This window comes from Pseudomonas sp. RtIB026, from assembly GCF_016861355.2.
Taxonomy (GTDB): domain Bacteria; phylum Pseudomonadota; class Gammaproteobacteria; order Pseudomonadales; family Pseudomonadaceae; genus Aquipseudomonas; species Aquipseudomonas peradeniyensis.
The window spans coordinates 5,624,437-5,649,824 of record NZ_AP023348.2 but is presented as its reverse complement, the minus strand read 5'-3'; the positions used below and the strand labels follow the sequence as shown (position 1 = coordinate 5,649,824).

Genomic DNA, 25,388 nt, shown 5'->3' with positions numbered 1-25,388 from the left:
TCAACCGGCAAACGCCGCCCGGTACTCCCCCGGCGTCGCCCCCAGCGCCTGCCTGAACCGGTTGCTGAAATGGCTGGCACTGGCAAACCCGCACAACAACGCCACCTCGCCCAGGGGCAACGTGCCCATGCGCAGCAACCGACACGCCCGCTGCAGCCGCCGGGCCAGCAGGTACTGATGCGGCGGCAAGCCGAAACTCGCCCGGAACATCCGCGCGAAGTGGTATTCGGACAGGTTGCAGCGCAGCGCTAGCTCCCCCAGGGTCAGCGGTTGGTCGAGGTTGGCCTCGATGAAGTCCACCAGTTGCCGACGCTGGTGCGGTGCCAGTCCGCCCTTGAGTTTCAGCCCCTGGCGCAGGCCGACCTGGTTGAGCACGGCGTGGTCGATGATGTCGTGGGCCAGGCTGCTGGCCAGCAGGCGTTCGCCGGGCTCGGCCCAGTCCAGGCCGATCAGCTCGCGGAAGCGCCGGGCCTGTTGCGGGTCGTCGAGGAAGGTCGCCTCGCGTAGCTGCATCTCCCGCGGCTCGCGGTCCAGCAGGCGGGTGCAGCCAAGGGCGAACTGTTCCTCGCTGATATACAGGTGGGCCAGACGGATCGAGCCGTTGATCACCCAGTTCGACTCGTGGCCGGCGGGCATCACGCACAGTTTGTCCGGTGCGCCGCGATCGCCAGGGCGCTGGCGACGGAAGGTGCCGGTGCCGTCGGCGATGTAGCACGACAGCGTGTGATGGCTGGGCGCCTGGTAGTCGCGGGCATCGTCGCGGTTGCTCCACAAGGCCGCCGCCAGCCCGTCGCCCAGTTGCGCGCTCAGCTCCAGCCTGGCGTGGGGCGAGGCGTTCAGGACGTTGAAGACCTGCAGGTGATCGAGTGGGGGCATGGGCGGTTCCTCTGCTGGCCATCGTACTGCGCCGGCACCGGGATGGCAGCTACCCGGGGAGGAAAAGCGCAAGTTTATGCAAGCGCCGAACAGCAATGGCGCAAGAAACTGGGCTCATGGGGTTTTCATCGCGGGGCAAGCCCGCTCCCACCGAGGTCGCATGCGCCCTGTGGGAGCGGGCTTGCCCTGCGATAGGCCTGATACCTGTCGAGGGAGTCCATCATGAACCTGTCGCTCTACCTGCTCACCGTCCTGATCTGGGGCACCACCTGGATTGCCTTGAAATGGCAGTTGGGCGAGGTCGCCATCCCGGTGTCGATCGTCTACCGCTTCGCCCTGGCCGGGCTCATCCTGTTCGCCTTCCTGCTGCTCACCCGTCGCCTGCAACCGATGAACCGGCGTGGTCACCTGGTTTGCCTGGCCCAGGGGTTGTGCCTGTTCTGCGTCAACTTCATGTGCTTCCTCACTGCCAGCCAGTGGGTCGCCAGCGGCCTGATCGCCGTGGTGTTCTCCACCGCCACCTTGTGGAATGCCATCAATGCACGGATCTTCTTCGGCCAGAAGATCGCCGCCAATGTGCTCGGTGGCGGCGCCCTGGGCCTGCTCGGCCTGGGCTTGCTGTTCTGGCCGGAACTCTCGCACCACGCCGCCAGCCGCGAGACCTTGTACGGCCTGGGATTGGGCCTGCTCGGCACGCTGTGCTTCTCGGCCGGCAACATGCTCTCCAGCGTGCAGCAGAAGGCCGGGCTCAAGCCCATGACCACCAATGCTTGGGGCATGCTCTATGGCGCCTCGATGCTGGCGGTGTACTGCTTGGCAAAGGGCATCCCCTTCGACATGGAGTGGAGCGCCCGCTACATCGGCTCGCTGTTGTACCTGGTGATCCCGGGTTCGGTGATCGCCTTCACCGCCTACCTGACCCTGGTCGGACGCATGGGGCCGGAGCGGGCAGCCTATTGCACGGTACTGTTCCCGCTGGTGGCGTTGAATGTGTCGGCATTCGCCGAGGGCTACCAATGGACGGCGCCGGCATTGCTGGGCCTGGTGGCGGTGATGGCGGGGAATGTGCTGGTGTTTCGCAAGCCGAAATCCAGGCCGGTCATAATGACGGCCATGGCCAAGTAGGGCGCTAATCTTCACTGTTTTCTTCGCGGGTAAACCCGCTCCCACACGGCTTGCACAGTCCCTGTGGGAGCGGGTTTACCCGCGAAGAGGCAGAACGGTTGGCAGCAACCTTTCAGTGTTTCCACACCTGCGGATTCACCAGATCTCGCGGCCGCTCACCCAGCAACGCCGCCCGCAGGTTGTCCAGCGCACGGTTGGCCATGGCCTCGCGGGTCTCGGCGGTGGCCGAGCCGATGTGCGGCAGGGTCAGGGCGTTGGGCAGTTTGAACAGCGGCGAGTCGGCGAGCGGCTCTTTCTCGTAAACATCCAGCCCGGCGCCGCGGATCGTGCCGTTCTGCAGCGCCTCGACCAGCGCCGCTTCGTCCACCACCGGCCCCCGGGCGATATTGACCAGAAATGCGCTGGGCTTCATCAACTGCAGTTCGCGGGCGCCAATCAGCTTGCGGGTGGCGTCGGACAGCGGCACCACCAGGCAGACGAAATCGGCTTCGCCCAGCAGGGCGTCCAGGCTGCGGAACTGCGCGCCCAGTTCCTGTTCCAGCGCGGTCTTGCGGCTGTTGCCGGTGTACAGCACTTGCATGTTGAAACCGAAGCGGCCACGACGGGCGATGGCCGCGCCGATGTTGCCCATGCCGACGATGCCCAGCTTCTTGCCGTGCACATCGCAGCCGAACTGCGCCGGGCCGACGGTGGCCTGCCAGTGGCCGGCCTTGGTCCAGGCATCCAGCTCGGCGGTGCGCCGGGCACAGCCCATGATCAGGGCGAAGCCCAGGTCGGCGGTGCTTTCGGTGAGCACGTCGGGGGTGTTGGTCAGGGCGATGCCGCGTTCGTTGAAGTAGTCCAGGTCGTAGTTGTCGTAGCCGACCGAGACGCTGGACACCACCTCCAGCTTGCCCGCGCCTTCGAGCTGCGCCCGGCCAAGCTTGCGGCCGACGCCGATCAGGCCGTGGGCCTCGGGCAGGGCTTCGTTGAACTGGGCGCTGATGTCGCCGAGTTTCGGGTTCGGCACGATCACGTTGAAGTCTTGTTGCAGGCGTTCGGCCATGGCTGGCGTGATGCGGCTGAAGGCCAGGACGGTCTTTTTCATCGGGCTGCTTCTCTGCAAGGCGTGGGGTGGACTCGGGCAGAAGAGCGGGGCCGCTGTGCGGCCCTTTCGCGGCGCAAGGCCGCTCCTACAAGTGCCGGGTAACCCTGTAGGAGCGGCCTTGTGCCGCGATGGAGGGCGCAGCCCTCCCATGGCCCTGTCTGCCAGACACTGGAATCGATGGTTAGCAACCTACCATTGTCCCCACCCCCAATGCAGCCGCTTTTTTCAGTTGGCGATCAGCAGCTCATGAGTCTTCAGGTCGGCCTCATGGGCGGCAAGAATCTCCGGCAGCGAATTGCGCAGGTACTCGACCCAGGTCTTGATCTTGGCATCCAGGTACTGGCGCGACGGGTAGATCGCGTACAGGTTCAGCTCCTGCAGGCGATACTCCGGCATGATCCGCACCAGGCTGCCGTCGCGCAGGCCGTCGATGGCCGAGTAGATCGGCAGCACGCCTACGCCCATGCCGCTGCGGATCGCAGTCTTCATAGCGTCCGCGGAGTTGACCTGGAACGGCGAGGTGGTGATGTTGACCATCTCCTGGCCTTCCGGCCCGTCGAACAGCCACTTCTCCAGCGGTATTACCGGGCTGACCATGCGCAGGCAGGCATGCTTGAGCAGGTCGGCCGGCTTGTGCGCGCTGCCGTGGCGGGCCACGTACTCGGGCGAGGCGCAGACGATGCTGTAGGTGATGCCCAGGCGTTGCGAGACGAAGCCCGAGTCCGGCAGCTCGCTGGCCAGCACGATGGATACATCGTAGCCCTCGTCCAGCAGGTCGGGCACGCGGTTGGCCATGGTCAGGTCGAAGGTCACGTCCGGGTGCGACTCGCGGTAGCGGGCGATGGCATCGACCACGAAGTGCTGGCCGACGCCGGTCATCGAATGCACCTTCAACTGCCCAGCGGGGCGGGCGTGGGCGTCGCTGGCCTCGGCCTCGGCTTCTTCCACATAGGTAAGAATCTGTTCGCAGCGCATCAGGTAGCGCTTGCCGGCCTCGGTCAGCGCGATGCGCCGGGTGGTGCGGTTGAGCAGGCGGGTTTGCAGATGGGCTTCCAGGTTGGAGACCGCCCGCGACACGTTCGCGGTGGTCGTATCCAGTTGCGCCGCGGCAGCGGTGAAGCTGCCGAGCTGGGCCACGCAACTGAAAGCACGCATGTTTTGCAAGGTGTCCATGGGTCACTCTCGGTTTAGAGGACAAAATTGTGACATGAAGTAACGGAGTTTCGCCTCCGACTAAAGCCGGATTATCGCTGTTTTGGTAACAAAGATTCGCAGGATTATGCGCTTATCGCCAGTGCGGGCGGCCCCTAGAATTGCTCGGCCCCTCCACCTCTTCCTCGGGAAATCGCAGCTGTGCCGCGTCGCCACATCAGAGCGCTCCATGCGTTCAGTGCCTGTGCCCTTTGTCTCACCTTGAGCGGCTGTATCGGAACCTGGGGCATCGCCCCGCAAAGCAAGACCCTCCAAGCCAACCAACTGACCACCGACGCCGCGATCCGCGAGGCCGCGCGCGACGCCCACTGGCCGGCCCAGCAATGGTGGCGCGCCTATGGCGACCCGCAGCTCGACGCCTGGATCGCCCAGGCCCTGGCCGGCAGCCCGAGCATGGCCATGGCCGCCGCCCGGGTGCGGGAAGCCAAGGCGATGGCCGGCGTGGTCGAGTCGGCGGAAAATCTGCAGGCCAACGGCAACGCCACGCTCAAGCGCCACAACTGGCCCGAGGATCAGTTCTACGGCCCGGGCGCGTTGTCCGGCGCCAACACCTGGGACAACAACGCCGCCATCGGCTTCAGCTACGCCCTGGACCTGTGGGGCCGCGAGCGCAATGCCAGCGAGCAGGCCGTGGACCAGGCGCACGTGAGCGTCGCCGAGGCGCGCCAGGCCCAGCTGGAACTGGAGAACAACGTGGTGCGCGCCTATATCCAGCTCAGCCTGCATTACGCCCGGCGCGATATCGTCCAGGCCGAGCTTGCCCAGCAGGAGCAGATCGTCGGCCTGGCCAAGCGCCGCCTGGACGGCGGCATCGGCACCCATTTCGAGGTCAGCCAGGCCGAGGCGCCGCTGCCGGAAACCCACCGCCAGATCGACAGCCTCAACGAAGAAATCGCCCTGACTCGTAACCAGCTGGCCGCCCTGGCCGGCAAGGGGCCAGGGGAGGGCGCACAGCTGCAACGCCCGACCCTGACCCTCGGCGCGCCGCTGAAACTGCCGTCGAACCTGCCCGCCGAACTGGTCGGCCAGCGCCCGGACGTGGTTGCCAGCCGCTGGCAGGTGGCGGCCCAGGCCCGTGGCATCGACGTGGCCCACGCCGGTTTCTTCCCCAACGTCGACCTGGTCGGCGGCCTTGGCTTCATGGCCACCGGCGGCGGCCCGCTGGAGTTCCTCACCGGGCGCAAGTTCAACTACAACGTGGGGCCGGCCATCAGCCTGCCGATCTTCGATGGCGGCCGCCTGCGCTCGCAGCTGGGCGTGGCCTCGGCCGGCTATGACGTGGCCGTGGCACGCTACAACCAGACGGTGATCGGCGCGCTGAAAAACATTTCAGACCAGCTGATCCGCCGCGAGTCGATGAAGGAGCAGGCGCATTTCGCCGCCGAATCCGTGGCCGCCGCGCAGAAGACCTACGACATCGCCACCGTCGCCTTCCAGCGTGGCCTGACCGATTACCTCAACGTGCTCAACGCCCAGACCCTGCTGTTCCGCCAGCAGCAGGTGCAGCAGCAGGTGCAGGCCGCGCGCCTGACCGCCCACGCCGAGCTGGTCACCGCCCTGGGCGGCGGCCTGGAGGCGGGCAAGGATGTCCCTGAGCAAGAGCGCCAGGCTGCACCGAAAACGCCGGCCACCCTGGCCATCTTCGACCAGCCGGACCACGCCGAATGAGCACATCGAGCTTGCCCTTGCGCTGGCTGCGGAGCCTGGAGTGGCGCCGGGGCTTCTTTGCCTGGGCGCGCACCGACGGGGTCACCTGGGTCTACATCTTCAAGGTGCTGGCCGCCGCGTTCATCACCCTGTGGCTGGCCATGCGCCTGGAGTTGCCGCAGCCGCGCACGGCGATGATCACCGTGTTCATCGTCATGCAGCCGCAGAGCGGCCATGTGTTCGCCAAGAGCTTCTACCGGGTGCTCGGTACCTTGGCCGGCTCGGCGATGATGGTCGCGTTGATGGCAATCTTTCCGCAGAACACCGAGCTGTTCCTGCCCAGCCTGGCGCTGTGGGTCGGCCTGTGCTCGGCGGGCGCCATGCGCTACCGCACCTTCCGCGCCTATGGTTTCGTGCTGGCCGGTTACACGGCGGCGATGATCGGCCTGCCGGTGCTGCAGCACCCCGACCAGGCGTTCATGGCGGCAGTGTGGCGGGTGCTGGAGATCGCCCTGGGGATTCTCGTCTCGACTTTCGTCAGTGCCGCGATCCTGCCGCAGTCGGCCAGTGCCGCCATGCGCAACGCCCTGTACCAGCGTTTCGGCGTGTTCGCCGGGGTGGTGGTCGAGGCCCTGCGCGGCGACAGTCAGCGCGACCGCTTCGAGACCAGCAACGTGCGCTTTGTCGCCGAGGCGGTGGGCCTGGAAAGCCTGCGCAACGTCACCGCCTTCGAAGACCCGCATATGCGCCGGCGCTCCGGCCGCCTGGTGCGCATGAACAGTGAGTTCATGGCCATCACCACGCGCTTCAACGCCCTGCACCGGTTGCTCGAACGCCTGCGCGCCCGTGGCCCGTTGCAGATCGTCAGCGCCATCGAGCCCGGCCTGGACACCCTGGCCGAGCTGCTGCGGCCCTATGTCGGTCGGGCACTGACCGATGCCGACGCGCTGCGCCTGGCCCTTGAACTGGGCACCTATAAGGAAGGCCTGCAGGCCCAAGTGCGCGGCTTGCGCGCCGAGTACCTGGAGACCAGCCCGAGTGAGTCCGACCTGCTCGATTTCCACACCGCCTTCGAGCTGCTCTACCGCTTCGTCGACGAGATGTACAGCTACGCCGAGACCCACGCCTCGCTGGCCGTGCACAAGCACGAGCGCGAGCAGTGGGACGAGCACTACGTGGCCCAGACCAGCTGGCTGGTATCACTGGCGGCCGGCGTGCGCGCCTCGGCGGTGCTGCTGTTGCTGGGCAGCTACTGGCTGCTCAGCGACTGGCCCAGCGGCGCCATGATGACCCTGATCGCCACCGTCACCGTGGGCCTGTCGGCGGCCTCGCCGAACCCCAAGCGCATGTCGTTCCAGATGGCCTGCGGGACGGCGATCGGCGCGTTCATCGGGTTCTTCGAGACGTTCTTCGTGTTCCCCTGGATCGACGGCTTCCCGCTGCTGTGCATGGTGCTGGCGCCGGTGTTCGTGCTCGGCGCGTTCCTCGCCTCGCGCCCGGCCTATGCCGGTTACGGCCTGGGCCTGCTGGTGTTCTTCGCCATCGGCTCGGTGCCGAACAACCTGACGGTCTACGACCCCTACACCTTCATCAATGACTACATCGGCATGGTCATCGGCATGTTCGTCTGCGCCGCGGCCGGGGCGATCATCCTGCCGCCCAACAGCCGCTGGCTGTGGAGCCGCCTGGAGCAGGAACTGCGCGAGCAGGTGCTGTTCGCCATCGGCGGGCGCCTGCGCGGTTTGGGCTCGGCGTTCGAGAGCCGCACCCGCGACCTGCTGCACCAGGCGTATGGGCTGGCAGCGGGCAAGCCGCAGGTGCAGAGCGAGCTGATGGGCTGGATGTTCACCGTGCTGGAGGTCGGCCACGCCATCATCGAGCTGCGCAAGGAGCAGGATCGCGCGCCGATCCACCCGGCCTACGCCGAGTCGCAGCCCTGGCGCCAGGCCATCCGCGTGATGGGCCGGGCCCTGGCGCGGCTGTTCCTGCAACCCAGCGCCAGCAACCACGAGCGCGCGCTGGTGGCGGTGGACCACGCCATCAGCCGCGTGCAGGCCACCGACGAACCCTTCGCCCGGCACTTTGACACCTCGGTGCTGCGCCGGGCGCAGAGCTACCTGCACTTCATCCGTTCCTCCCTGCTCGACCCACAGTCGCCGCTGGCACCGGCGAAAGGAATGCACCATGCCCCGTGAGATCGCCTTCCATGGCGTGTACATGCCCACCATGACCTTGATGTTCCTGTTCGCCCTGGGCCTGGCCTGGGGGCTGGACCGGTTCATCGCAAGCGTTGATGGCTATCGCTTCTTCTGGCACCCGGCGCTGCTGCGCCTGTCGCTGTTCGTCTGCCTGTTCGGCGCCCTGGCGCTGTCGCTCTATTGGTGAGAATCCTGCAATGAAAAAGTTCTTCAGCCTGATCGCCACCCTGCTGGTGCTGGTCGCTGCCGTGGCGATCGGCCGTCAGCTGTGGCTGCACTACATGACCACGCCGTGGACCCGTGACGGCCGGGTGCGCGCCGACATCATCAACGTCGCCGCCGATGTGCCGGGCTATGTGGTGGACGTGCCGGTCAAGGACAACCAGCGAGTGAAGAAGGGCGATGTGCTGATCCGCATCGATGCCGAGCACTATCAGCTGGCGGTGGACCAGGCCAAGGCACTGGTGGCCTCGCGCAAGGCCACCTGGGAAATGCGCAAGGTCAACGCCAGGCGCCGCGCCGATCTGGACAACCTGGTGATCTCCAAGGAGAACCGCGACGACGCCAGCAACATCGCCAGCTCGGCACTGGCCGACTACCAGCATGCCCAGGCCCGGCTGGCGGCCGCCGAGCTGAACCTCAAGCGCACGCAGATCGTCGCCACCGTCGATGGCTACGTGACCAACCTGAACATCCACAAGGGCGACTACGCCCGCACCGGCGAGGCGGTGATGGCGGTGGTGGATGAGCAGTCGTTCTGGGTGTACGGCTTTTTCGAGGAGACCAAGTTGCCCCATGTGAAGGTGGGCGATGTGGCCGAGCTGCAGATGATGAGCGGCGAGCGGATCAAGGGGCATGTGGAGAGCATCGCCCGGGGCATCTACGACCGCGACAACCCGCAGAGTCGTGAGCTGATCGCCGATGTGAACCCAACCTTCAACTGGGTGCGCCTGGCGCAGCGGGTGCCGGTGCGGATCCATATCGATGAAGTGCCGGAAGGATTCCTGCTGGCGGCTGGGACGACCTGTACGGTGGTGGTTAAACCGAGCGAGGAATGATCCGGTTCTTGCGCTGACGCCGTTGATGGATTGGTGGGCAGGTGTCAGCGCTTGAGGGTGGCGTTGAATCGAGCTGTTGCCGCGGTCGCTTCCTGCAACAGTTGGTCCCAGTCATCAGGAGGGTGTCCGCTGCCCAGCATGCGACGGAACACTCTGTAGGCATCGTCACTGCTTTCGTAAGCGTGTTTGCTGTCGTCATCGTTCACCCACGCCAACACGATGATCTTGCTGGAGGCGTGATAGCGATAAAACAAGCGGTATTGCTGGAAGAACTTTGCACGAAACCAGTGCTTGTGTTCCGCGCCCAGTGTGCCGCCCATTCGATGGTCAGCGTTGCCAGGCGCCTGGGCAATGACGTCGAAGGCCAAGCGTCTGACGGCCTTCAATCGTTTTGCCGCATTTTTCTTTACGTAGCCGACCGGATCCTTCTTCTGAAGCACTTCGACTTCATCGATGAGTGCCTCCAGTTTGTCGAGAAAGAGGGGGTGGGCGAACACGCTCCAGCCATGCACGCAAAGAGGTTTGCGCCTCGTTTCAGTCATTCATCATCCGCCGAGAGAGGTTGATCGAGATCGATTTCAACGTCGCCCACCAGTGCATCCAGGCGAGCGACGAGCTCTGCATCGACAACCTTCAATCGTTGCGGATTCGTGGCGATATCCCGGGCCAGGAAATCCAGGAACTGCCCCACGGCGGGGTCTTCCTCGGCTGTCTCTGCGCGGGTCAGTATTACCGCTCCGTCAGGGCGGATCGAGTAGTGAATCTTGTCACGTTTTTTCAGGCCCAAGGCACGGCGAACGGTTTCGGGGACCGTCGTCTGGTAGCGCTCGGTCAGGGTCGACTCGGCTTCGAAGGTAGTGGCCATGATCGTAGGTCCGCGAGGGGTAATATCGATCAAGGTAATGCGAGTGCATTACCTGGTCAATGCAGTTGCATTACCTGGTGTGTCCTGCCTGATCAACGGCTTTCCTGGCTCAAGCGGCCCCAACCAGCACTGGGACTTGTACCCGGTCGATCACCTTGGCACTGATTGACGGATCCAGCAGCCTTCCGACCCGCGACAGGTGGCGGTGGCCAATGATGATCAGCTCGCATTCAAGCTCTCGGGCCTTGGTGATGATCGCCTCCACCGGCTGGCCGGCCACCATGCAGCCCAGGCTGTCGAACCCGGCTTCGCACAGGGTGCCCACGGCGCTGTTCACGGCGTGCTCGGCCAATTGCTGTTCGTCGCAGGCGGCGGGGTATTCCTCCAGCTCTTCTTCGGTGTAGGCCGTACGGTGGTCGTGCACGGCAAAGGTAGAGTCGATGGCCAGCAGCACGTGCAGGGTGTGTTCGCCCGGGCGGCAGTAACGACGGGCGAGGTCGAGCAGGGCGTGGCTGGCGGGGGAGGCGTCGATGGCGATCAGGACCGGGCGGGGCATGGGGGTTCCTTGGGCAAGGCTGGCGGGGTGTGTTAGCTGTGCTGGCCTCTTCGCGGGCAAGCCCGCTCCCACAGGTTCACTGCTGTCCTCGGACCTGTGGGAGCGGGCTTGCCCGCGAAGAGGGCGACACCATTCTTGATGCATTCCTCTATTGAATAAATGGCTCCTCACGCACGGTGCCATTGCGCCTGACGCAATCCACCAACCTGATACCATCGCGTTTCCCACAGCTGTCACGGAAAACGGCCATGCAACTCCCGGACATGAACCTGCTCGTCGCCCTCGACGCCCTGCTCGACGAAGGCAGCGTGGTCGGCGCTGCCCAGCGCATGAACCTGAGCCCGGCGGCCATGAGCCGCACGCTGGGGCGCATCCGCGAGGCCATGGGCGACCCGATCCTGGTGCGCGCTGGCCGTGGCCTGGTACCGACGCCCCGGGCACTGGCCCTGCGCGACCAGGTACGGGCGCTGGTGGAGCAGGCCGGTCTGGTGTTTCGCAGTGGTGACGAGGTCGACCTGCCGAACCTCGACCGGGCCTTCAACATCCGTACCAACGACCTGTTCATCGCCCTGTACGGTGCGCGCCTGCTGCACATGATGCTCGAACAGGCACCGAACACCGTGCTGCGCTTCGTCCCCGAGCACCAGGGCGACGACGACCTGGTGCTGCGCCACGGGCAGATCGACCTGGTGGTCAGTTCGAGCATCGACATGGGACCGGAGATCAAGGTGCAGAGCCTGTTCGACACCTGGTTCGTCGGACTGGCCCGGGCCGACCACCCGATCTTCGACACCGAGATCACCCCGCAGCGCTTTGCCCGCTACCCGCAGATCAGTGTGTCGCGGCGCGGGCGGGCCAATGGGCCGATCGACGTGGAGCTGGGCGCCCATGGCGTGCAGCGCAGGGTGGCGCTTATCACGCCGAGCTTTCATTCGGCGATGTTCTCGTTGCCGGAGTCGGACCTGATCCTGCCGATGCCGGCGAACATCCTTGGCAGCGTGACCAAGTTCGGCCTGCCGCTGCGCTCGTTCGAGATCCCGGTGCCGCTGGAGCGGGTGCGGGTGATGCAGGCCTGGCATCCGCGGTTCGACAACGACCCGGCGCATCGCTGGCTGCGCCAGACCATGCGCGCCTGCTGCGCGGGCGAGCCCACGCCAGCCTCAAACCCTGCGCGTTCTCGGTAGGAGCGGCCTTGTGCCGCGAAAGGGCCGCATAGCGGCCCCGGATTTCGGCGTTAACGCAAAAATCGCTGGGGCTGCTTTGCAGCCCTTTCGCGGCACAAGGCCGCTCCTACAGGGGATGCGCATTTTTCATGGATTGCGTCTGACGCAACATAAACCTGCCAACAAGTCAGTTTTCGTCAGCATTCGACCTTCATAGACTTGCTCCAGCCCTGAATTTGTTGCTGGAGATGTCTATCCATGAGTTCCCTGACCGCGCCTACTGCCGCGCTGGTCGCCCCTGCGCAGACGGCGTTCGGCCTGCGGGTGGTGGTCGGGCTGTTCGGCGTGTTGCTGGCGGTGCTGTGCGCCGGGCTCAACGAGGCGGTGACCAAGATTTCGCTAAGCGACATCCGTGGTGCCATGGGCATCGGCGCTGACGAAGGCGCCTGGCTGCTGGCGGTGTATGCCGCCGCCTCGGTCTCGGCCATGGCCTTCGCGCCCTGGCTGGCCACCACCTTCTCGTTGCGCCGCTTCACCATGAGCGCCGTCGGCCTGTTCGCCGTGCTTGGCCTGATCCAACCCTTCGCCCCCAACCTGCACAGCCTGATGCTGCTGCGCGTGCTGCAGGGCTTCGCCTCGGGCGCCTTGCCGCCGATGCTGATGAGCGTGGCGCTGCGTTTCCTGCCGCCGGGCATCAAGGTCTACGGCCTGGCCTGCTATGCCCTGACCGCCACCTTCGGACCGAACCTTGGTACGCCGTTGGCGGGCCTGTGGACCGAATACGTCGGCTGGCAGTGGGCGTTCTGGCAGATCATCCTGCCGTCGCTGCTGGCGATCGCCTGCGTCGGCTGGGGCCTGCCCCAGGACCCGCTGCGCCTCGAGCGCTTCAGGCAACTGGACTGGCGTGGCGTGTTGCTCGGCCTGCCGGCGATCAGCTGCATCGTCCTCGGCCTGTCGCTGGGCGATCGCTGGGGCTGGTTCGATTCGCCGCTGATCTGCTGGCTGCTCGGCGGCGGCGTGTTGCTGCTGGTGCTGTTCATGTTCAACGAATGGTCCGAGCCGCTGCCGTTCTTCCAGTTGCGCATGCTCACGCGGCGCAACCTGAGCTTCGCTCTGGTGACCCTGGCCGGGGTGCTGATCGTGCTTTCGGGGGTGGGCAGCATTCCGTCCGCCTACCTGGCGCAGATCCAGGGCTATCGCCCGGCGCAGACCAGCCCGTTGATGATGCTGGTGGCCATGCCGCAGCTGATCGCCCTGCCGTTGACCGCAGCGCTGTGCAACATCCGCGCGGTGGACTGCCGCTGGGTGCTGGCGACGGGCCTGGCCATGCTGGCGGTCTCGTGCGTGGGCAGCAGCCTGCTGACCTCGCAGTGGATCCGCGGCGATTTCTATCCGTTCTACCTGCTGCAGGTGTTCGGCCAACCCATGGCGGTGCTGCCGCTGCTGATGCTTTCCACCAATGGCATGACCCCGCAGGAAGGCCCGTTCGCCTCCGCCTGGTTCAACACGGTCAAGGGCCTGTCGGCGGTGATCGCCGGCGGTCTGCTCGACGCCCTGGGTACCCTGCGCCGGCATTTTCATTCCAACCACCTGGTCGACAGCCTGGGCAACGCGCCATTGATCGACGACAACACCGTTGGCCTGGCCAAGCGCATCCATGAACAGGCCCTGGTGCTGACCTCGGCCGACCTTTACCTGGTGATGGCGGGCATCGCTGTCGCCCTGATCTGCCTGATCCCCTTCGTGCCTACCCGGATCTTCCCGCCGCGTGCGGTGGCCTGAATCCGTGGATGAATCCGAGACCTTGAAATGACCAACAACCGCAAGACAATCCTTATCGGCTCGGTGCTCGCCGTGGCCGTGCTGGCCGCCATCGTCGGCCCCTGGATGTTCGGCAGCGACCACCGCCAGAGCACCAACGACGCCTACGTGACCGCCGACTACACCGTGGTCGCGCCGAAGGTGGCGGGCTTCATCAAGGAAGTGCTGGTGGAGGACAACCAGCAGGTGAAGGCCGGGCAGTTACTGGCGACCATCGACCCACGGGACTACCAGACCGCCCTCGACGCGGCCCAGGCCCAGTTGCTGGTGGCCAGGGCGCAGAGCCTGGATGCCCGCGCCACCCTCGAGCGCCAGGCAGCGCTGATCGCCCAGGCCGAGGCCGCGGTGAAGGCGGCCCAGGCCGAGGCCGCGTTCGCCGATCACGAAGTGACCCGCTACAGCCGCCTGGCCGAGCAGGGCGCCGGCACCGTGCAGAACGCCCAGCAGGCGCGCAGCGGCGTTGACCAGGCCCGTGCCCGGCTGGCCAACACCCAGGCGGCGCTGGTGGCGACGCGCAAGCAGGTGGATATCCTCGACGCCCAGGTGGCCAGTGCCGATGGCCAGCTGAAACGGGCCGAGGCCGGCCTGGAGAAAGCCCGGCTGGATCTGTCCTACACCCGCATTGCTGCGCCGGTGGACGGCATGGTCGGTGAGCGCGCCCTGCGCGTCGGCGCCTACGTCAATCCGGGCGCACGACTGTTGTCGGTGGTGCCGCTGGAGCGCGCCTACATCGTCGGCAATTTCCAGGAGACCCAGCTGACCCACGTTCAGCCGGGCCAGCCGGTGAGCATCAGCGTCGATACCTTTTCCGGCGAGAAACTCCACGGCCGCGTCGAGAGCATCGCCCCGGCCACGGGGGTGACCTTCGCGGAAGTGAAACCGGACAACGCCACCGGCAACTTCACCAAGGTGGTGCAGCGTATTCCGGTGAAGATTGTCTTTGACGATGGCCAGCCGTTGTTGGAGCGCCTGCGGGTGGGCATGTCGGTGGAGGCGGTCATCGATACCCAGGGCGACAAGCTGGCCGTTAAAGAGGTGACGGCGCGATGAGCAATGTGGTTGAAAAAATTGAGAGTGCCGGGGCTGCTGCGCAGCCCTTTCGCGGCACAAGGCCGCTCCTACAGGCGACCGCGATCCTTTGTAGGAGCGGCCTTGCGCCGCGAAAGGGGCGCGCAGCGGCCCCCTTGCTGCTGGCCGCGATGCTGGCCGGCTGCACCCTCGGACCGGATTTCCAGAGCCCGTCCAGCGAAGCGCCTCGGGATTGGGCCTCGTTGCAAAGTGAGGCAGCGGCCAGCCAGCCGGTAGCCGAACCGCTGGAACTGCGCTGGTGGGACAGCTTTCACGACGCCCAGCTGAGCGCGTTGATCCAGCAGGTCGCCGAACGCAATCTCGACCTGCAGATGGCCAGCGCCCGCCTGCTGCAAAGCCGCGCCTTGCGCAGCACCGTGGCGGCCGACGAGATGCCTTCGGTGGATGCAAACGCAGGCTACAGCCGGGCGCGTAACAGCGCCGAAGGATTGAACGACCCCTCCGGCAAGGCCGGCAAGTCGGCGTATAACTTGTGGCAAGGCGATCTGGTCGCCGGTTGGGAACTGGACCTGTGGGGGCGTGTGCGCCGTCAAGTCGAGGCCGCCGATGCGACCGTGGCGGTCGCCGAGAACGATCGCCGTGGCGTGCTGCTGGCGCTGCTGTCGGAGACCGCCGGCAACTACATCCAGCTGCGCGCCGTGCAGCACACCCTGGACATCACCCAGGACAACCTCAAGGTTGCCCGGCACAGCCTGAAGCTGTCCGAAGGCCGCCAGGCCGAAGGTGTCGCCACCCGGCTCGACGTCGCCCAGGCCAGCGCCCAGGTGGCGTCGATCGAGGCGCGCCTGCCGACCTTGGAGGCCCGCCGCGACGACCTGATCAATGCCCTGAGCCTGCTTGCCGCCGAACCGCCGCGCAGCTTGCAGGCCCAGCTGCTGCAGGGCGGCGAATTGCCCGCGCCGCAGCAGCGCTTTGCCATCGGCGTGCCGTCGGAGCTGGCCGAGCGCCGTCCGGATATCCGCCAGGCCGAGGCCCGGTTGCATGCGGCCACCGCCAGCATCGGCGTGGCCAAGGCCGATTTCTATCCGAGCATCCGCCTGTCCGGAAGTGTCGGTTTCCAGGCCATGCAGTTGTCCGATTTCGGTGCCTGGGATTCGCGCAGGTTCGCCTTCGGGCCGCAGCTGTCGTTGCCGATCTTCGAGGGCGGACGGCTCAAGGGCCAGTTGGAACTGCGCGAGGCCCAGCAGCAGGAAGCGGCGCTGAACTACCGCAAGGTGGTGCTCGGCGCCTGGCATGAGATCGACGATGTGCTGCGCCTGTACAACGCCAGCCAGTTGCGTCGCGATCACCTGGCCGAGGCGGTGCGGCAGAACCGCATCGCCCTGGAGACCGCGCAGCGCCAGTATGTGGAAGGGGCGGTGGACTTTCTCAACGTGCTGACGGTGCAGTCGGCGTTGCTGGCCAGCGAGGAGCAGTGGATCGACAGCTCGGCGGCGGTGTCGCAGGCGCTGGTGGGGCTGTACAAGGCGCTGGGCGGTGGCTGGCAGGCGTTCGACCAGGTCTGAGCAGTATCGCGGGGCAAGCCCGCTCCCACGGGGGCTCCCAGGTATGCGTGGGAGCGGCGGTGCGCCGATGCGACTTGCCCTGCGACGACGTCAGAGCGGTCGCAACAATCCGAAGCGCTTGCGCAATACCCAATCCAGCAGGCGCTGTGGCAACAGCCGGGCCATCAACGGCAGGGCCGTGCTGCCATTGCCGATACGCACCAGTGCAGGCACAGGCGATTTGCGCGTCGCCGCCAGCAACCCCTGGGCGAACACTGCCGCCGACGTCGGTCGATCCTGCGACGCTCGCGCCCGCGCCTGTACCTGTTCGCGCAAGGGCCACCACGGCGAACCGCTCGCCAGTACCTGTTCGGCCTGCTGCTGCGCATTGCTGGCGAACTGCGAGGCGATCGCGCCCGGCTGCACCTCCATGACCCTGATTCCGAAAGGCGCCAGCTCCAGGCGCAGGGCATCGCTCAGCCCGTGCACGGCGGCCTTGGACGCACAATAGGCACCGGCGAAGGGCGTCACCAGCACACCCGACACACTGCCGATGTTCACCACCAGCCCACGGGAACGGCGCAGCAGCGGGAACAGCGCCTGGGTCACGCCGACCAGGGCGAAGACGTTGGTTTCGAACTGCTGGCGCATGGCTGCGACCCCGCCGTCGAGCAGCGGGCCCATGGCGCCGTAGCCGGCGTTGTTGATCAGGATGTCGAGGCTTTGCAGCTCCTCGGCCAGGCGGGCGAGGGCTTCGGCGTCGTTCACGTCCAGTTGCCGGGCATTGAAGCCGGCAGCGGCCAGTTGTTCGACATCCTGTGCCTTGCGGGCGGTGGCCCAGACTTCATGGCCGGCATCGCGGAAGGCGTCGGCCAGGGCGCGGCCGATGCCGCTGGAACAACCGGTGATCAGGACGGTGGGCATGTAAAGGGCCTGTGATCGATAGATGGAATGGGTCGTCTGTGCCGACCTCTTCGCGGGTAAACCCGCTCCCACAGGGATCACCACAACCCTGTGGAAGCGGGTTTACCCGTGAAGAGGCCAGATCGGGCAACGAATCAATTGGCGAATGTACCTTGCAGATGCTCGGCACGAAACTCCAGGGTTTGTGGCCGATAGCCCGAGCGCAGTGGCGGCAATGGCAGGCAATCGCTCCATTCGGCGCCCGGCTGCAATTCGCCGGGGCCACGATAGCGCGGGGCGGCGTAGGTGTTCTCGGCCAGGTTCACGGTATCGCCAGGCGCATAGGCGCCGACGCGCCAGCGCAGTTCGCTGAGCGGGGCCTTGTTGCCGTTCTTCATGCGCACCTGCAGGACGCGGTCGGCGGGGCACTGCTCGGGGGCGTAGGCCAGGCGGATATCGAGGCGGGCCAGTTGCGAGGCTTCGCGGGTGTCCTGCCAGACCACGTAGAGCGCCACCAGCCCCAGGCCACAAACGGCGGCCATGGAAATCGGCAGGGCCTTGGCCGGGTAGCGCAGCAGCAGGACCAGCCAGGTGAGGACGAGCAGGGCGCCGATGATCATGGTGGGGCAGGCCTTGGTGGCGGGGGTTCGATCATCGTAGCGGGAAATGGGGATTGGCTCAAAAGCGGGAGGGCTTTGCCCTCCTTTCGCGGCACAAGGCCGCTCCTACAGAGGGAACGCAACCTCCTGTAGGAGCGGCCTTGTGCCGCGAAGCGGTTCCAACGTTTTACTGCGCGATGGTCTTCACCGAAACCCCACGTTCCACCGGCGTTGAAGTCCGCCCATACACATCCTCGAAGCGCTCGATATCATCCTCGCCCAGGTAGCTCCCGGACTGCACCTCGATGATCTCCAGCGGGATCTTGCCCGGGTTGCGCAGGCGGTGCACCGAGGCGATGGGGATATAGGTGGACTGGTTCTCGGTGAGCAGGAACACGTTCTCGTCGCAGGTCACCTCGGCGGTGCCGGACACCACGATCCAGTGCTCGGCGCGGTGGTGGTGCATCTGCAGCGACAGGCTGGCGCCGGGCTTGACGGTGATGTGCTTGACCTGGAAGCGCCCGCCCATGTCCACCGAATCGTACGAGCCCCACGGGCGGTACACCTCCAGGTGGTTCTGGGTTTCCGTGCGGCCCTGGGCGTCGAGGGTGTTGACCAGCTGCTTGACCCCCTGAACCTTGTCCTTGTGGGCGATCATCATGGCGTCCTTGGTCTCGACCACCACGATGTTCTCAAGGCCAATCACCGACACCAGCTTGCCGTTGCCGTGGATCATGCAGTTGCGGCTGTCCTGCACCACCACGTCGCCCTTGGTGACGTTGCCGTCGGCGTCCTTCTCGTGCACGTCCCACAGCGACGACCAGCAGCCGACGTCGCTCCAGCCGGCCGACAGCGGCACCACGCAGGCGCGCTGGGTCTTTTCCATCACCGCGTAGTCGATGGAGTTGTCCGGGCAGCAGGCGAAGGTGGCTTCGTCGATGCTCAGCGCATCGGCGTCCTCCTGGCTGCGTTCCAGGGCCAGCAGGCAGGTGTCGTAGATGTCCGGGTCGTGCTTTTTCAGCTCTTCGAGGAAGCGGCTGGCGCGGAACAGGAACATGCCGCTGTTCCAGAAGTAGCCGCCGGCGCGGACGAACTCGTTGGCGCGCTTCTCGTCGGGTTTCTCGACGAACTGCGCGACCCGCGCCACGCCTTCGGGCAGCAGCGCGTCCTGGCTCGAGCGGATGTAGCCGTAGCCGGTCTCGGGTTTGGTCGCCGGCACGCCGAACAGCACCATCTCGCCGCGTTCGGCGGCCACGGTGGCCAGGGCCAGGGCGCGCTGCAGGGCCTTCTGGTCCTCGATCACATGGTCGGCCGGTAGTACCAGCATCAGCTCGTCACGGCCTTCGTTGACCAGTTTCATTGCGGTCATGGCCACCGCCGGCGCGGTGTTGCGGCCGAACGGCTCCATGAGGATGGCCTGGGTTTCCAGCTTCAGCGCGTTCAGCTGCTCCTGGACGATGAACTTGTGGTCCTTGTTGCAGACCACGATGGGGGTGTCCATGCCGTCGAACACCAGGCGCTGGATGGTCTGCTGGAACAAGGTGTGCTCGCCGGTCAGGGCCAGGAACTGCTTGGGGAACTGCTTGCGCGACAGAGGCCACAGACGCGAACCGCTACCGCCAGAAAGAATTACCGGGATCATGATGTTTCTCCAATAAGGTCGTAAGGGGCAGGAATCAGTTGGTGGCTACGGGACGGGTGACCCACACCGGCGACAGGCTGCTGCCGCTGCCGGTGACGTACAGCACGGCGGCTTCGCCGCGCGCCAGGGCGACGGGTTTGACGTCGCCGACTTTCTTGTCGCCTTGATACAGGGCCAGGTTGACCTTGACCGGATTGATCTCGCGCTCGCCACGGCCCTTGGCGGCCACGGGGCTGACCACTTCGGTCTTGCCATCGGCGGTCTTCAGGGTCAGCGACTGGTCGCTGAGGTTCTGTACCCGCACCAGGGCCTTCTGCTTGTTCTTGAACGGCGGTTCCTCGATCAGCTGAGGGTTGCCGCTGGCGCTGTTGACCAGGGTGTAGTACTTGTCGGCGGCGAGTTTCACCGGGACGCTCTTGCCGCCGACCTGGGCGGTGTAGTCACCGCCGGGCAGGAAGCTGAAGTCGCTGCTGGCCTGGGCGCCGACCTGCTTGATCTGGGTGTTGCCGACCGACGCGGCGGCGGGGCTGCCGGCGGCGTTGTACAGGCGCACGAAGGTCGAGCCCTTCGGCGCGCTTGGGCCATAGAGGGCGGCATCGGCGCCGGCGAAGGCCTGCAGCGAGGCCAGGGACAGGCCGGCGGCGAGGGTGAGGGCTTTGGCAATGGAAGTCTTGGTGGTCATGTGCGTATTCCTCTCTATCTTCAGTGGTCCGTCCGATTGGACGACAGGGCCAGGTTTTCTTCGGATTGACGGGAGTTCTTCAGCTGCGCGATCCACTGCGGATCGAAAGCGCTGAGGTCGTTCTTCATTGGCAGATACCGTTCGGGGAATTCCCACACCACGACCTGTGGCGGGGCGTTCTTGAAAGCGTCGCTTTGCAGGTACTTGAGCATCGGCAGCAGCGGGCCATGGCCGTCCTCGGCGTAATTGGCGACGTCGCTGCGCAACGCCTGCTGCAGGGCGCCGAGGAAGTTCCAGTGCGGGTTGGCGCTGTAGCTGGTGCCCACCAGCGCCACCGGGATCCGGTTGTCGGCGAACAGCGCGTCATCGCCTTCGGCCTGCACCGGGTGAGTCTTGCGCTGCTGCAGGTTGTCCGGGGACGGCAACAGGTTGCTGAACAGCGGGTCCAGCGGCAGGAAGTTGGTCAGGTCGCCCTTGTACGGCGCGGTGGCGCCGGCCTCGGTGATGAACGCCTGGGGTTCGCTGTCGAGCAGGTTCTGGCGGCTGACTGCTTCGGCGATGGACTGCGCGACCACCTCGGCGCCCATCGGCGTCCAGTGGGTGTCGGTACGCAGGAACACCTGGCCGCGGGCCTTGGCCTGCTCCAGCGGCGCCAGCAGGTCGGGGGCGAACACATTGGCCTGGCGCGCCTGGGCGTGGAAGCGGTTGAACAGCTCGTCGTGCAGGCTGGCCGGCGTCTCCTTGCCGATGTACTCGGCGTACAGGCGCGCCTTGGCCGGCACGATCGCCAGCACCAGCTGGCTGCCGTGGCGTTGCAGGGCGTCGCGGATGCCGCGCACCAACGCCAGGTTGTCCTGCATCAGCTGCTCGGCGCCGGCGGTGGGCTTGAACTCCTCGTCGCTGAACAGCCACTGGTCGCGGCCCAGCACCACGCCGGGACGGCCTTCGTTGAACAGCTTGAAGTCCAGCGCGGCCCACAGGTTGGTGCCCAGACGCTTGATCGGGAACTGCTCGTCGTAGTGGGTCTCGGCGGCCTTGGCCAGCTTGCCGTCGAGCAAGGTCATCTGCCCTGTGCGGTTGAAGCTTTCCAGCCCGCCGAGCGAGGCCACTCCCAGGCCGACCAGCAGGCCCATGAACGACAGCGAATAGGTGATGCGAAGTGTCCGGTTCATGATCGGGGCCTCAGAACTGGAAGTAGAGGAACGGTGAGTAGCTCTGCGCCGAGAGCTTGAGCACCGAGGCGGTGAACAGCAGCAGGACCAGGGCGCGGGTCATGATCCGCGTCCAGTCCAGGCCTACCGAGCCGTCGGCGTTGACCTGCACCGGGGTGGCCTTGGGTGCTGGCGTTGCGTTGCGGTAGAAGTCGCGCAGGCCGAAGAACGCCAGGGTCAGGTAGGCGACGATCAGCGTGGCCACCTGCAGGCCGGTGAGGTTGGCGCGGTTGAGCTCCGACAGCTGCCAGTCGCCGAAGCTGAACATGGCGCCGTACATGCGTGCCGCCACGTGCAGGTTCTCGGCGCGGAAGATCACCCAGCCGACCACCACCAGCAGGAACGTGAAGGCCCATTTCACCGGGTTGAAACGCTGCGGGTTGGTGTCCAGGCCCAACGCCCGCTCGATCGCCAGCCACATGCCGTGCCAGGCGCCCCAGATGATGTAGGTGAAGTTGGCGCCGTGCCACAGCCCGCCCAGCAGCATGGTCAGGAACAGGTTGCGGTAGGTGTTGAAGGTGCCTTTGCGGTTGCCGCCCAGGGTGATGTACAGGTAGTCGCGCAGCCAGGTCGACAGGCTGATGTGCCAGCGCCGCCAGAACTCGGTGATCGACTGGCTGATGTAGGGCTGCTTGAAGTTCTCCATGAAGCGAAAGCCCATCATCAGGCCCAGGCCGATGGCCATGTCGCTGTAGCCGGAGAAGTCGAAGTACAGCTGCGCGGTGTAGGCCAGGGCGCCGAGCCAGGCGTCACCGGTGGTGGGGCTCTCCAGGGCGAAGCAGTGATCGGCGACCACCGCCAGGGTGTCGGCGATGAACACTTTTTTGATGAAGCCCTGCATGAAGCGGGTGCAGCCTTCGGAGAACTTGTCCAGGGTGTGGGTGCGGTTGTTGAACTGGTCGACCAGGTCCTTGAAGCGCAGCACGGGGCCGGCGATCAGGTGCGGGAAGATCGCCACGAAGGCGGCGAAGTCGATCAGGTTGCGGGTGGCCGGGGTGTCGCCGCGGTACACGTCGATGATGTAGCTGATCGACTCGAAGATGTAGAACGAGATGCCGATCGGCAGCAGCACGTGGGTGAGGATGAACGGCTCCAGCCCCATCGAGGTCATGATCGCGTTGAGGCTGTCGACGCCGAAGTTGGCGTACTTGAAGTAGCCGAGGATGCACAGGTCGACACCCACGCCGAGCAGCAGCCAGCGCTGCGCGGGCTTGGTGCGCACGCCGGCGGCGCCGACCTTCAGGCCGATCCAGTAGTTCCACAGGGTGACCCCGGCGAACAGGGCGAGGAAGTCCACCCGCCACCAGGCGTAGAAGATGTAGCTGGCAACCAGCAGCAGCAGGTTGCGATAGCGGTTCCCGCTCACGTAGTACAAGCCGAGGAAAACCGGCAGGAACAGGAACAGGAACACGTTGGACGAGAAGACCATCCCGGTTCTCCTTGTTGTTCACAGCATCCGGGGCACAGCGCCCCCCAAACCCCCCACCAAAAAAGTGGGAGATACCTAGGTCCCTGTGGGAGCGGGTTTACCCGCGAAGAGGCCGGCACAGGCACCGCACATGGCAGGTCTGGCCCTTTCGCGGGTAAACCCGCTCCCACAGGGTTGTCTATTTCTTCAAAGCAGCGCTCGGGTCATAGACCCGGGTCACATCCCCACCCAGCCTGAAGCTGTTGAACGGCTGCATGTCATGCTTGCGCTCGAGGGTGTCGCCGACGCACTGGTACAGCGCGCACCACGGCTCGAGCCAGGCGTACTTGCTGTCGATCTTCAAATCCTTCAGGTCCTGCTTCACGCCGGCGCGGGTGTTGAAATGAACAGGATCGCGGGCACCGGCCAGCACGCCTTCGCCGAGGCGTTGCAGGGCGAAGTTGTTTTCCTTGCGCAGGTCCACGCCGTTGGCCTGGGCGAAGCTGGCGATCATCGCCAGCGGCGGCAGGGCGTAGTTGTGGTAGGCCAGGGCACGCTGGCGGCGCTTGAGCTCGTTGGGCAAAAAGCCCTGCTCATCGACCTGGTTGGCGCCGACCTTGTATTCCTTCACCGCCCAGTCGAAGAGGTCCTGGCGGTCGGTGGCCACCGCGGTGGCCATCACCGACCAGGCCGCCCAGTAGCTGTGGTTGTTGATCTTCTCCAGCGGCAGGTCGCTCCAGTCACGCACGGTCTGCCGGGCCAGGCGCACGAACCATTTCTCGATCTGCTCGGCCTCGGCCCGGTGCGCAGCCAGTGGCTGCGAGTTGGAGAACTTCAGGCGCAGCCACGACCCGCTCATGCTGCCCAGCGCCCATTTGCGCATGGACTTGCCGGTGTGGTTGTAATCGGTGGACATCAGCGCATCGGCGCGCGCCCAGGTGTCGAGCCAGGTCAGTGCGCAGTCCAGTTGCGCCGGGCGGCCATCGCGCATGTACTGGCCGACCATCTTGCTCACGCCCTTCTCGAGGGTGGTGATGTCCTCGGTGGATTTGCGAAAGGCTTTTTCCGAGGCGGCATTGAGCGTCGCCCGGGCCTTGTCCGAGCCTTCGTACTTGCTGCGGAACACCAGCGCGCCGGTATAGGGCTTGGGTGCGGCCTCGCAGCGGAAATTGCCGTCGCCGGTCTTGAGTTTCTCGATGCCCTCGTAGTAACCCTGGGGCGGTACCAGCGCGGCCTGCGCCGCACCGCCGAACAGGGCGAGGGCGAGCAAAGCGGGTGCGGTCTTGCGGTGGATGGAAGTCATGCTTGCCTCACTGGCCGGCCTGCGCGGTGTGCTGCGCGGGGCTGGCGAAGTTGTTGCGTTTGCAGAGTTTGGCTTCGACTTTCTGCGTGCCGCTTTCCGGCCCCTGGACCTCCAGGGCGAGCAGGTTCTGGCCTGCCCAGTCTTCGTCCTCGCGCATCTGGAAGACGAAGCGTCCATCGGTGTCGGAGGTCTCGGGCTTCTCGATCTTGATGTCCTCGTGGCGGCCGTTGAGGTACCACAGGGTGGCCTGCAGCACTTTCACCGAGGTGTCCTCGAACTTGATGTCGAGCTGGTGGTTGCGGTTGACCAGGTCCTTGATCACGCCATTCTTGCCGTTGACCATCAGCTCGTTCTTGCCGGGCTTGAGGGTGGCGCTGGCGCTCATCTGCGCGGGACGGTCGTCGCAGCCGTCGTCGAGCAGGCCGAGGATCTGCCGCCAGATGGTTTCCTGGTCGAGGCGGTAGAGCGGGGAGAACTCCCAGACCAGGATCTTCGGCGGGTTGTTCTGGAACTCCTCGCTGCCCAGGTACTGGATCATCGAACCTTCCAGACCGCCCCCGGGGAAGGCGACGTTGAGCACATCGGCGCCAATGTACTGCTCGAGGAAGCCCGAGAAGTTGTAGTTCTTGCCGCTGTGGCTGGTGCCCACCAAGGTGATCTGCGCGTTGCCCGAATCACCGAACAGGTCGTCGCCGCCGCTGGCGCCGCCCTTGGGCTCGGTGGCGAACTGGTCCATGTACTGCACCGCGTAGCTGGTGCCGCACAGCTGGCCGGCGACGTTGTGCAGGGTGCCGGTCTTGCCCATGCGTCCGGACTTCCTGGTCTCGAATTCCTTGCGCGGGATGCCTTCGAAGGCCGGCATCTGGTGCACGGTGTCGGCGACGATTTTCGCCGCGCGCTCGGCGCCGTAGGGCGTCCAGTGCTGGTCGCCGCGGAAGTAGAAGTCCTTGCCCTGGTCGGCCGCGGCCAATTGCTCGTTGGTCAGCGGCGACAGGTCGGGCACGTTGTAGCCCATCTTGGCGAAGCGCTGGAGCATGGCCTGGTAGTTGCGCAGTGCCTTCTGGTAATCGAAGGCGGCCTTTTCCTCGGGGTTGAGCATGTTGCGGTTCACCAGGCCGCGAGTCGGCTGGTACACCACCACCAGCTCGACGCCGCGCTTCTTGAACGCGTCGTGCACCTGCTGCAGGCGCTTGTAGCCGCCCGGGGTGGTGTCGAATTCGGTGCGCAGGTCTTCGCGGGTACGGAACAGCCAGTCGCCCTGGGCCTGCACCAGAGTGGTGAAGTTCTGCTGGTAGCGCGTGGTGTAGCGGCTGGCGTCGTGGGCTTCGGGGCACAGCTGGCAGCAGGGCTCGGCGCTGAAGGTCGGCGCCTTGACCTCGTCGGCGCGCACGCCCTGGCTGATGGCCAGGAGGGCGGCGGACAGGCCCAGCAGTTTCATCAGGTGTGGAGTCATGGTCTG

23 protein-coding genes are annotated in these 25,388 nt (G+C 65.7%); 9 read left to right on the top strand and 14 right to left on the bottom strand.

All coding sequences use genetic code 11. The features are described from left to right. On the bottom strand, positions 1-876 hold the full coding sequence (locus PRtIB026_RS25325; protein ID WP_203650616.1) for a helix-turn-helix domain-containing protein: 876 nt from the start codon (positions 874-876) through the stop codon (positions 1-3). Positions 877-1,098: 222 nt separating this feature from the next. On the opposite strand from PRtIB026_RS25325, the gene PRtIB026_RS25320 reads away from it, so the two are divergent. Further along, positions 1,099-2,001, top strand: a complete 903-nt coding sequence (locus PRtIB026_RS25320) for a DMT family transporter (RefSeq protein ID WP_203650618.1) — start codon at positions 1,099-1,101, stop codon at positions 1,999-2,001. A gap of 112 nt (positions 2,002-2,113) precedes the next feature. Here PRtIB026_RS25320 and PRtIB026_RS25315 read toward each other — a convergent pair whose 3' ends face one another. Further along, the gene (locus tag PRtIB026_RS25315; RefSeq protein WP_110735837.1) at positions 2,114-3,088 is read right to left on the bottom strand and encodes a 2-hydroxyacid dehydrogenase; all 975 of its coding nucleotides are present in this window, start codon (positions 3,086-3,088) and stop codon (positions 2,114-2,116) included. A gap of 225 nt (positions 3,089-3,313) precedes the next feature. Next, positions 3,314-4,261, bottom strand: coding sequence for a LysR family transcriptional regulator (locus tag PRtIB026_RS25310; RefSeq protein ID WP_028689548.1), 948 nt, complete (start codon positions 4,259-4,261; stop codon positions 3,314-3,316). Positions 4,262-4,441: 180 nt separating this feature from the next. On the opposite strand from PRtIB026_RS25310, the gene PRtIB026_RS25305 reads away from it, so the two are divergent. The 4 genes from PRtIB026_RS25305 to PRtIB026_RS25290 are packed head-to-tail and all read left to right on the top strand — an operon-like array spanning position 4,442 to position 9,203. Then, positions 4,442-5,968, top strand: a complete 1,527-nt coding sequence (locus tag PRtIB026_RS25305) for an efflux transporter outer membrane subunit (RefSeq protein WP_267813226.1) — start codon at positions 4,442-4,444, stop codon at positions 5,966-5,968. Continuing rightward, positions 5,965-8,142, top strand: a complete 2,178-nt coding sequence (locus PRtIB026_RS25300) for an FUSC family protein (RefSeq protein WP_203650628.1) — start codon at positions 5,965-5,967, stop codon at positions 8,140-8,142. The genes PRtIB026_RS25305 and PRtIB026_RS25300 overlap by 4 nt, the downstream gene beginning before the upstream one ends. Continuing rightward, positions 8,132-8,332 carry a DUF1656 domain-containing protein gene (locus PRtIB026_RS25295; protein ID WP_028689551.1) on the top strand — a complete coding sequence of 67 codons (201 nt, stop codon included), beginning with the start codon at positions 8,132-8,134 and terminating at the stop codon, positions 8,330-8,332. Before PRtIB026_RS25300 ends, PRtIB026_RS25295 begins: the two co-directional genes overlap by 11 nt. A 10-nt stretch (positions 8,333-8,342) precedes the next feature. After that, positions 8,343-9,203: an HlyD family secretion protein gene (locus tag PRtIB026_RS25290; RefSeq protein ID WP_203650630.1), complete on the top strand. Its 861-nt coding sequence runs from the start codon at positions 8,343-8,345 to the stop codon at positions 9,201-9,203. Positions 9,204-9,247: 44 nt separating this feature from the next. Here PRtIB026_RS25290 and PRtIB026_RS25285 read toward each other — a convergent pair whose 3' ends face one another. The 3 genes from PRtIB026_RS25285 to PRtIB026_RS25275 form a co-directional block, all read right to left on the bottom strand. Further along, entirely contained in the window at positions 9,248-9,745 is a 498-nt protein-coding gene (locus tag PRtIB026_RS25285) for a type II toxin-antitoxin system YhaV family toxin (RefSeq protein ID WP_203650632.1), read from the bottom strand. Beyond that, complete coding sequence (locus tag PRtIB026_RS25280; protein ID WP_050704328.1) at positions 9,742-10,068, bottom strand: type II toxin-antitoxin system PrlF family antitoxin; 327 nt, start codon at positions 10,066-10,068, stop codon at positions 9,742-9,744. Before PRtIB026_RS25280 ends, PRtIB026_RS25285 begins: the two co-directional genes overlap by 4 nt. A 109-nt stretch (positions 10,069-10,177) precedes the next feature. Continuing rightward, the gene (locus PRtIB026_RS25275; RefSeq protein WP_203650634.1) at positions 10,178-10,624 is read right to left on the bottom strand and encodes a universal stress protein; all 447 of its coding nucleotides are present in this window, start codon (positions 10,622-10,624) and stop codon (positions 10,178-10,180) included. A gap of 248 nt (positions 10,625-10,872) precedes the next feature. Between PRtIB026_RS25275 and PRtIB026_RS25270 the strand changes: the two genes are divergently transcribed. The 4 genes from PRtIB026_RS25270 (at position 10,873) to PRtIB026_RS25255 (ending at position 16,202) form a co-directional block, all read left to right on the top strand. Beyond that, positions 10,873-11,808 (top strand): LysR family transcriptional regulator, encoded by a 936-nt coding sequence (locus tag PRtIB026_RS25270; RefSeq protein ID WP_203650636.1) that lies wholly within the window; start codon positions 10,873-10,875, stop codon positions 11,806-11,808. Positions 11,809-12,045: 237 nt separating this feature from the next. After that, positions 12,046-13,569 carry an MFS transporter gene (locus PRtIB026_RS25265; protein ID WP_203650638.1) on the top strand — a complete coding sequence of 508 codons (1,524 nt, stop codon included), beginning with the start codon at positions 12,046-12,048 and terminating at the stop codon, positions 13,567-13,569. Between the two features lie 27 nt (positions 13,570-13,596). Continuing rightward, positions 13,597-14,658 carry an HlyD family secretion protein gene (locus PRtIB026_RS25260; protein WP_203650640.1) on the top strand — a complete coding sequence of 354 codons (1,062 nt, stop codon included), beginning with the start codon at positions 13,597-13,599 and terminating at the stop codon, positions 14,656-14,658. 149 nt (positions 14,659-14,807) lie between these two features. Further along, positions 14,808-16,202 (top strand): efflux transporter outer membrane subunit, encoded by a 1,395-nt coding sequence (locus PRtIB026_RS25255; RefSeq protein ID WP_203652590.1) that lies wholly within the window; start codon positions 14,808-14,810, stop codon positions 16,200-16,202. 90 nt (positions 16,203-16,292) lie between these two features. Here the strand turns inward: PRtIB026_RS25255 and PRtIB026_RS25250 are convergent, their stop codons facing one another. The 8 genes from PRtIB026_RS25250 to PRtIB026_RS25215 form a co-directional block, all read right to left on the bottom strand. Continuing rightward, positions 16,293-17,105, bottom strand: coding sequence for an SDR family oxidoreductase (locus PRtIB026_RS25250; protein WP_203650642.1), 813 nt, complete (start codon positions 17,103-17,105; stop codon positions 16,293-16,295). Positions 17,106-17,239: 134 nt separating this feature from the next. Then, positions 17,240-17,704, bottom strand: a complete 465-nt coding sequence (locus tag PRtIB026_RS25245) for a multidrug transporter (RefSeq protein WP_203650644.1) — start codon at positions 17,702-17,704, stop codon at positions 17,240-17,242. A 166-nt stretch (positions 17,705-17,870) separates the two neighbouring features. Continuing rightward, positions 17,871-19,325: a mannose-1-phosphate guanylyltransferase/mannose-6-phosphate isomerase gene (locus PRtIB026_RS25240; protein WP_203650646.1), complete on the bottom strand. Its 1,455-nt coding sequence runs from the start codon at positions 19,323-19,325 to the stop codon at positions 17,871-17,873. A 34-nt stretch (positions 19,326-19,359) separates the two neighbouring features. Then, positions 19,360-20,007, bottom strand: coding sequence for an alginate O-acetyltransferase AlgF (locus tag PRtIB026_RS25235; protein ID WP_203650648.1), 648 nt, complete (start codon positions 20,005-20,007; stop codon positions 19,360-19,362). Positions 20,008-20,027: 20 nt separating this feature from the next. Then, the gene (locus PRtIB026_RS25230; protein WP_203650650.1) at positions 20,028-21,179 is read right to left on the bottom strand and encodes an alginate O-acetyltransferase; all 1,152 of its coding nucleotides are present in this window, start codon (positions 21,177-21,179) and stop codon (positions 20,028-20,030) included. Positions 21,180-21,189: 10 nt separating this feature from the next. After that, entirely contained in the window at positions 21,190-22,647 is a 1,458-nt protein-coding gene (locus tag PRtIB026_RS25225) for an MBOAT family O-acyltransferase (protein WP_203650665.1), read from the bottom strand. Positions 22,648-22,825: 178 nt separating this feature from the next. Next, a complete protein-coding gene (locus PRtIB026_RS25220) occupies positions 22,826-23,929 on the bottom strand; it encodes a mannuronate-specific alginate lyase (protein WP_203650667.1) in 1,104 nt (367 codons plus the stop codon). A gap of 7 nt (positions 23,930-23,936) precedes the next feature. After that, on the bottom strand, positions 23,937-25,382 hold the full coding sequence (locus tag PRtIB026_RS25215; protein WP_203650669.1) for an alginate O-acetyltransferase: 1,446 nt from the start codon (positions 25,380-25,382) through the stop codon (positions 23,937-23,939). Positions 25,383-25,388 lie beyond the last annotated feature (6 nt).

Excerpts from the sequence above, each read along its gene's own strand:
- PRtIB026_RS25325 (WP_203650616.1), bottom strand. The coding sequence starts at position 876 with ATGCCCCCACTCGATCACCTGCAGGTCTTCAACGTCCTGAACGCCTCG.
- PRtIB026_RS25320 (WP_203650618.1), top strand. The coding sequence starts at position 1,099 with ATGAACCTGTCGCTCTACCTGCTCACCGTCCTGATCTGGGGCACCACC.
- PRtIB026_RS25315 (WP_110735837.1), bottom strand. The coding sequence starts at position 3,088 with ATGAAAAAGACCGTCCTGGCCTTCAGCCGCATCACGCCAGCCATGGCC.
- PRtIB026_RS25310 (WP_028689548.1), bottom strand. The coding sequence starts at position 4,261 with ATGGACACCTTGCAAAACATGCGTGCTTTCAGTTGCGTGGCCCAGCTC.
- PRtIB026_RS25300 (WP_203650628.1), top strand. The coding sequence starts at position 5,965 with ATGAGCACATCGAGCTTGCCCTTGCGCTGGCTGCGGAGCCTGGAGTGG.
- PRtIB026_RS25295 (WP_028689551.1), top strand. The coding sequence starts at position 8,132 with ATGCCCCGTGAGATCGCCTTCCATGGCGTGTACATGCCCACCATGACC.
- PRtIB026_RS25290 (WP_203650630.1), top strand. The coding sequence starts at position 8,343 with ATGAAAAAGTTCTTCAGCCTGATCGCCACCCTGCTGGTGCTGGTCGCT.
- PRtIB026_RS25285 (WP_203650632.1), bottom strand. The coding sequence starts at position 9,745 with ATGACTGAAACGAGGCGCAAACCTCTTTGCGTGCATGGCTGGAGCGTG.
- PRtIB026_RS25280 (WP_050704328.1), bottom strand. The coding sequence starts at position 10,068 with ATGGCCACTACCTTCGAAGCCGAGTCGACCCTGACCGAGCGCTACCAG.
- PRtIB026_RS25275 (WP_203650634.1), bottom strand. The coding sequence starts at position 10,624 with ATGCCCCGCCCGGTCCTGATCGCCATCGACGCCTCCCCCGCCAGCCAC.
- PRtIB026_RS25270 (WP_203650636.1), top strand. The coding sequence starts at position 10,873 with ATGCAACTCCCGGACATGAACCTGCTCGTCGCCCTCGACGCCCTGCTC.
- PRtIB026_RS25265 (WP_203650638.1), top strand. The coding sequence starts at position 12,046 with ATGAGTTCCCTGACCGCGCCTACTGCCGCGCTGGTCGCCCCTGCGCAG.
- PRtIB026_RS25260 (WP_203650640.1), top strand. The coding sequence starts at position 13,597 with ATGACCAACAACCGCAAGACAATCCTTATCGGCTCGGTGCTCGCCGTG.
- PRtIB026_RS25255 (WP_203652590.1), top strand. The coding sequence starts at position 14,808 with ATGCTGGCCGGCTGCACCCTCGGACCGGATTTCCAGAGCCCGTCCAGC.
- PRtIB026_RS25250 (WP_203650642.1), bottom strand. The coding sequence starts at position 17,105 with ATGCCCACCGTCCTGATCACCGGTTGTTCCAGCGGCATCGGCCGCGCC.
- PRtIB026_RS25245 (WP_203650644.1), bottom strand. The coding sequence starts at position 17,704 with ATGATCATCGGCGCCCTGCTCGTCCTCACCTGGCTGGTCCTGCTGCTG.
- PRtIB026_RS25240 (WP_203650646.1), bottom strand. The coding sequence starts at position 19,325 with ATGATCCCGGTAATTCTTTCTGGCGGTAGCGGTTCGCGTCTGTGGCCT.
- PRtIB026_RS25235 (WP_203650648.1), bottom strand. The coding sequence starts at position 20,007 with ATGACCACCAAGACTTCCATTGCCAAAGCCCTCACCCTCGCCGCCGGC.
- PRtIB026_RS25230 (WP_203650650.1), bottom strand. The coding sequence starts at position 21,179 with ATGAACCGGACACTTCGCATCACCTATTCGCTGTCGTTCATGGGCCTG.
- PRtIB026_RS25225 (WP_203650665.1), bottom strand. The coding sequence starts at position 22,647 with ATGGTCTTCTCGTCCAACGTGTTCCTGTTCCTGTTCCTGCCGGTTTTC.
- PRtIB026_RS25220 (WP_203650667.1), bottom strand. The coding sequence starts at position 23,929 with ATGACTTCCATCCACCGCAAGACCGCACCCGCTTTGCTCGCCCTCGCC.
- PRtIB026_RS25215 (WP_203650669.1), bottom strand. The coding sequence starts at position 25,382 with ATGACTCCACACCTGATGAAACTGCTGGGCCTGTCCGCCGCCCTCCTG.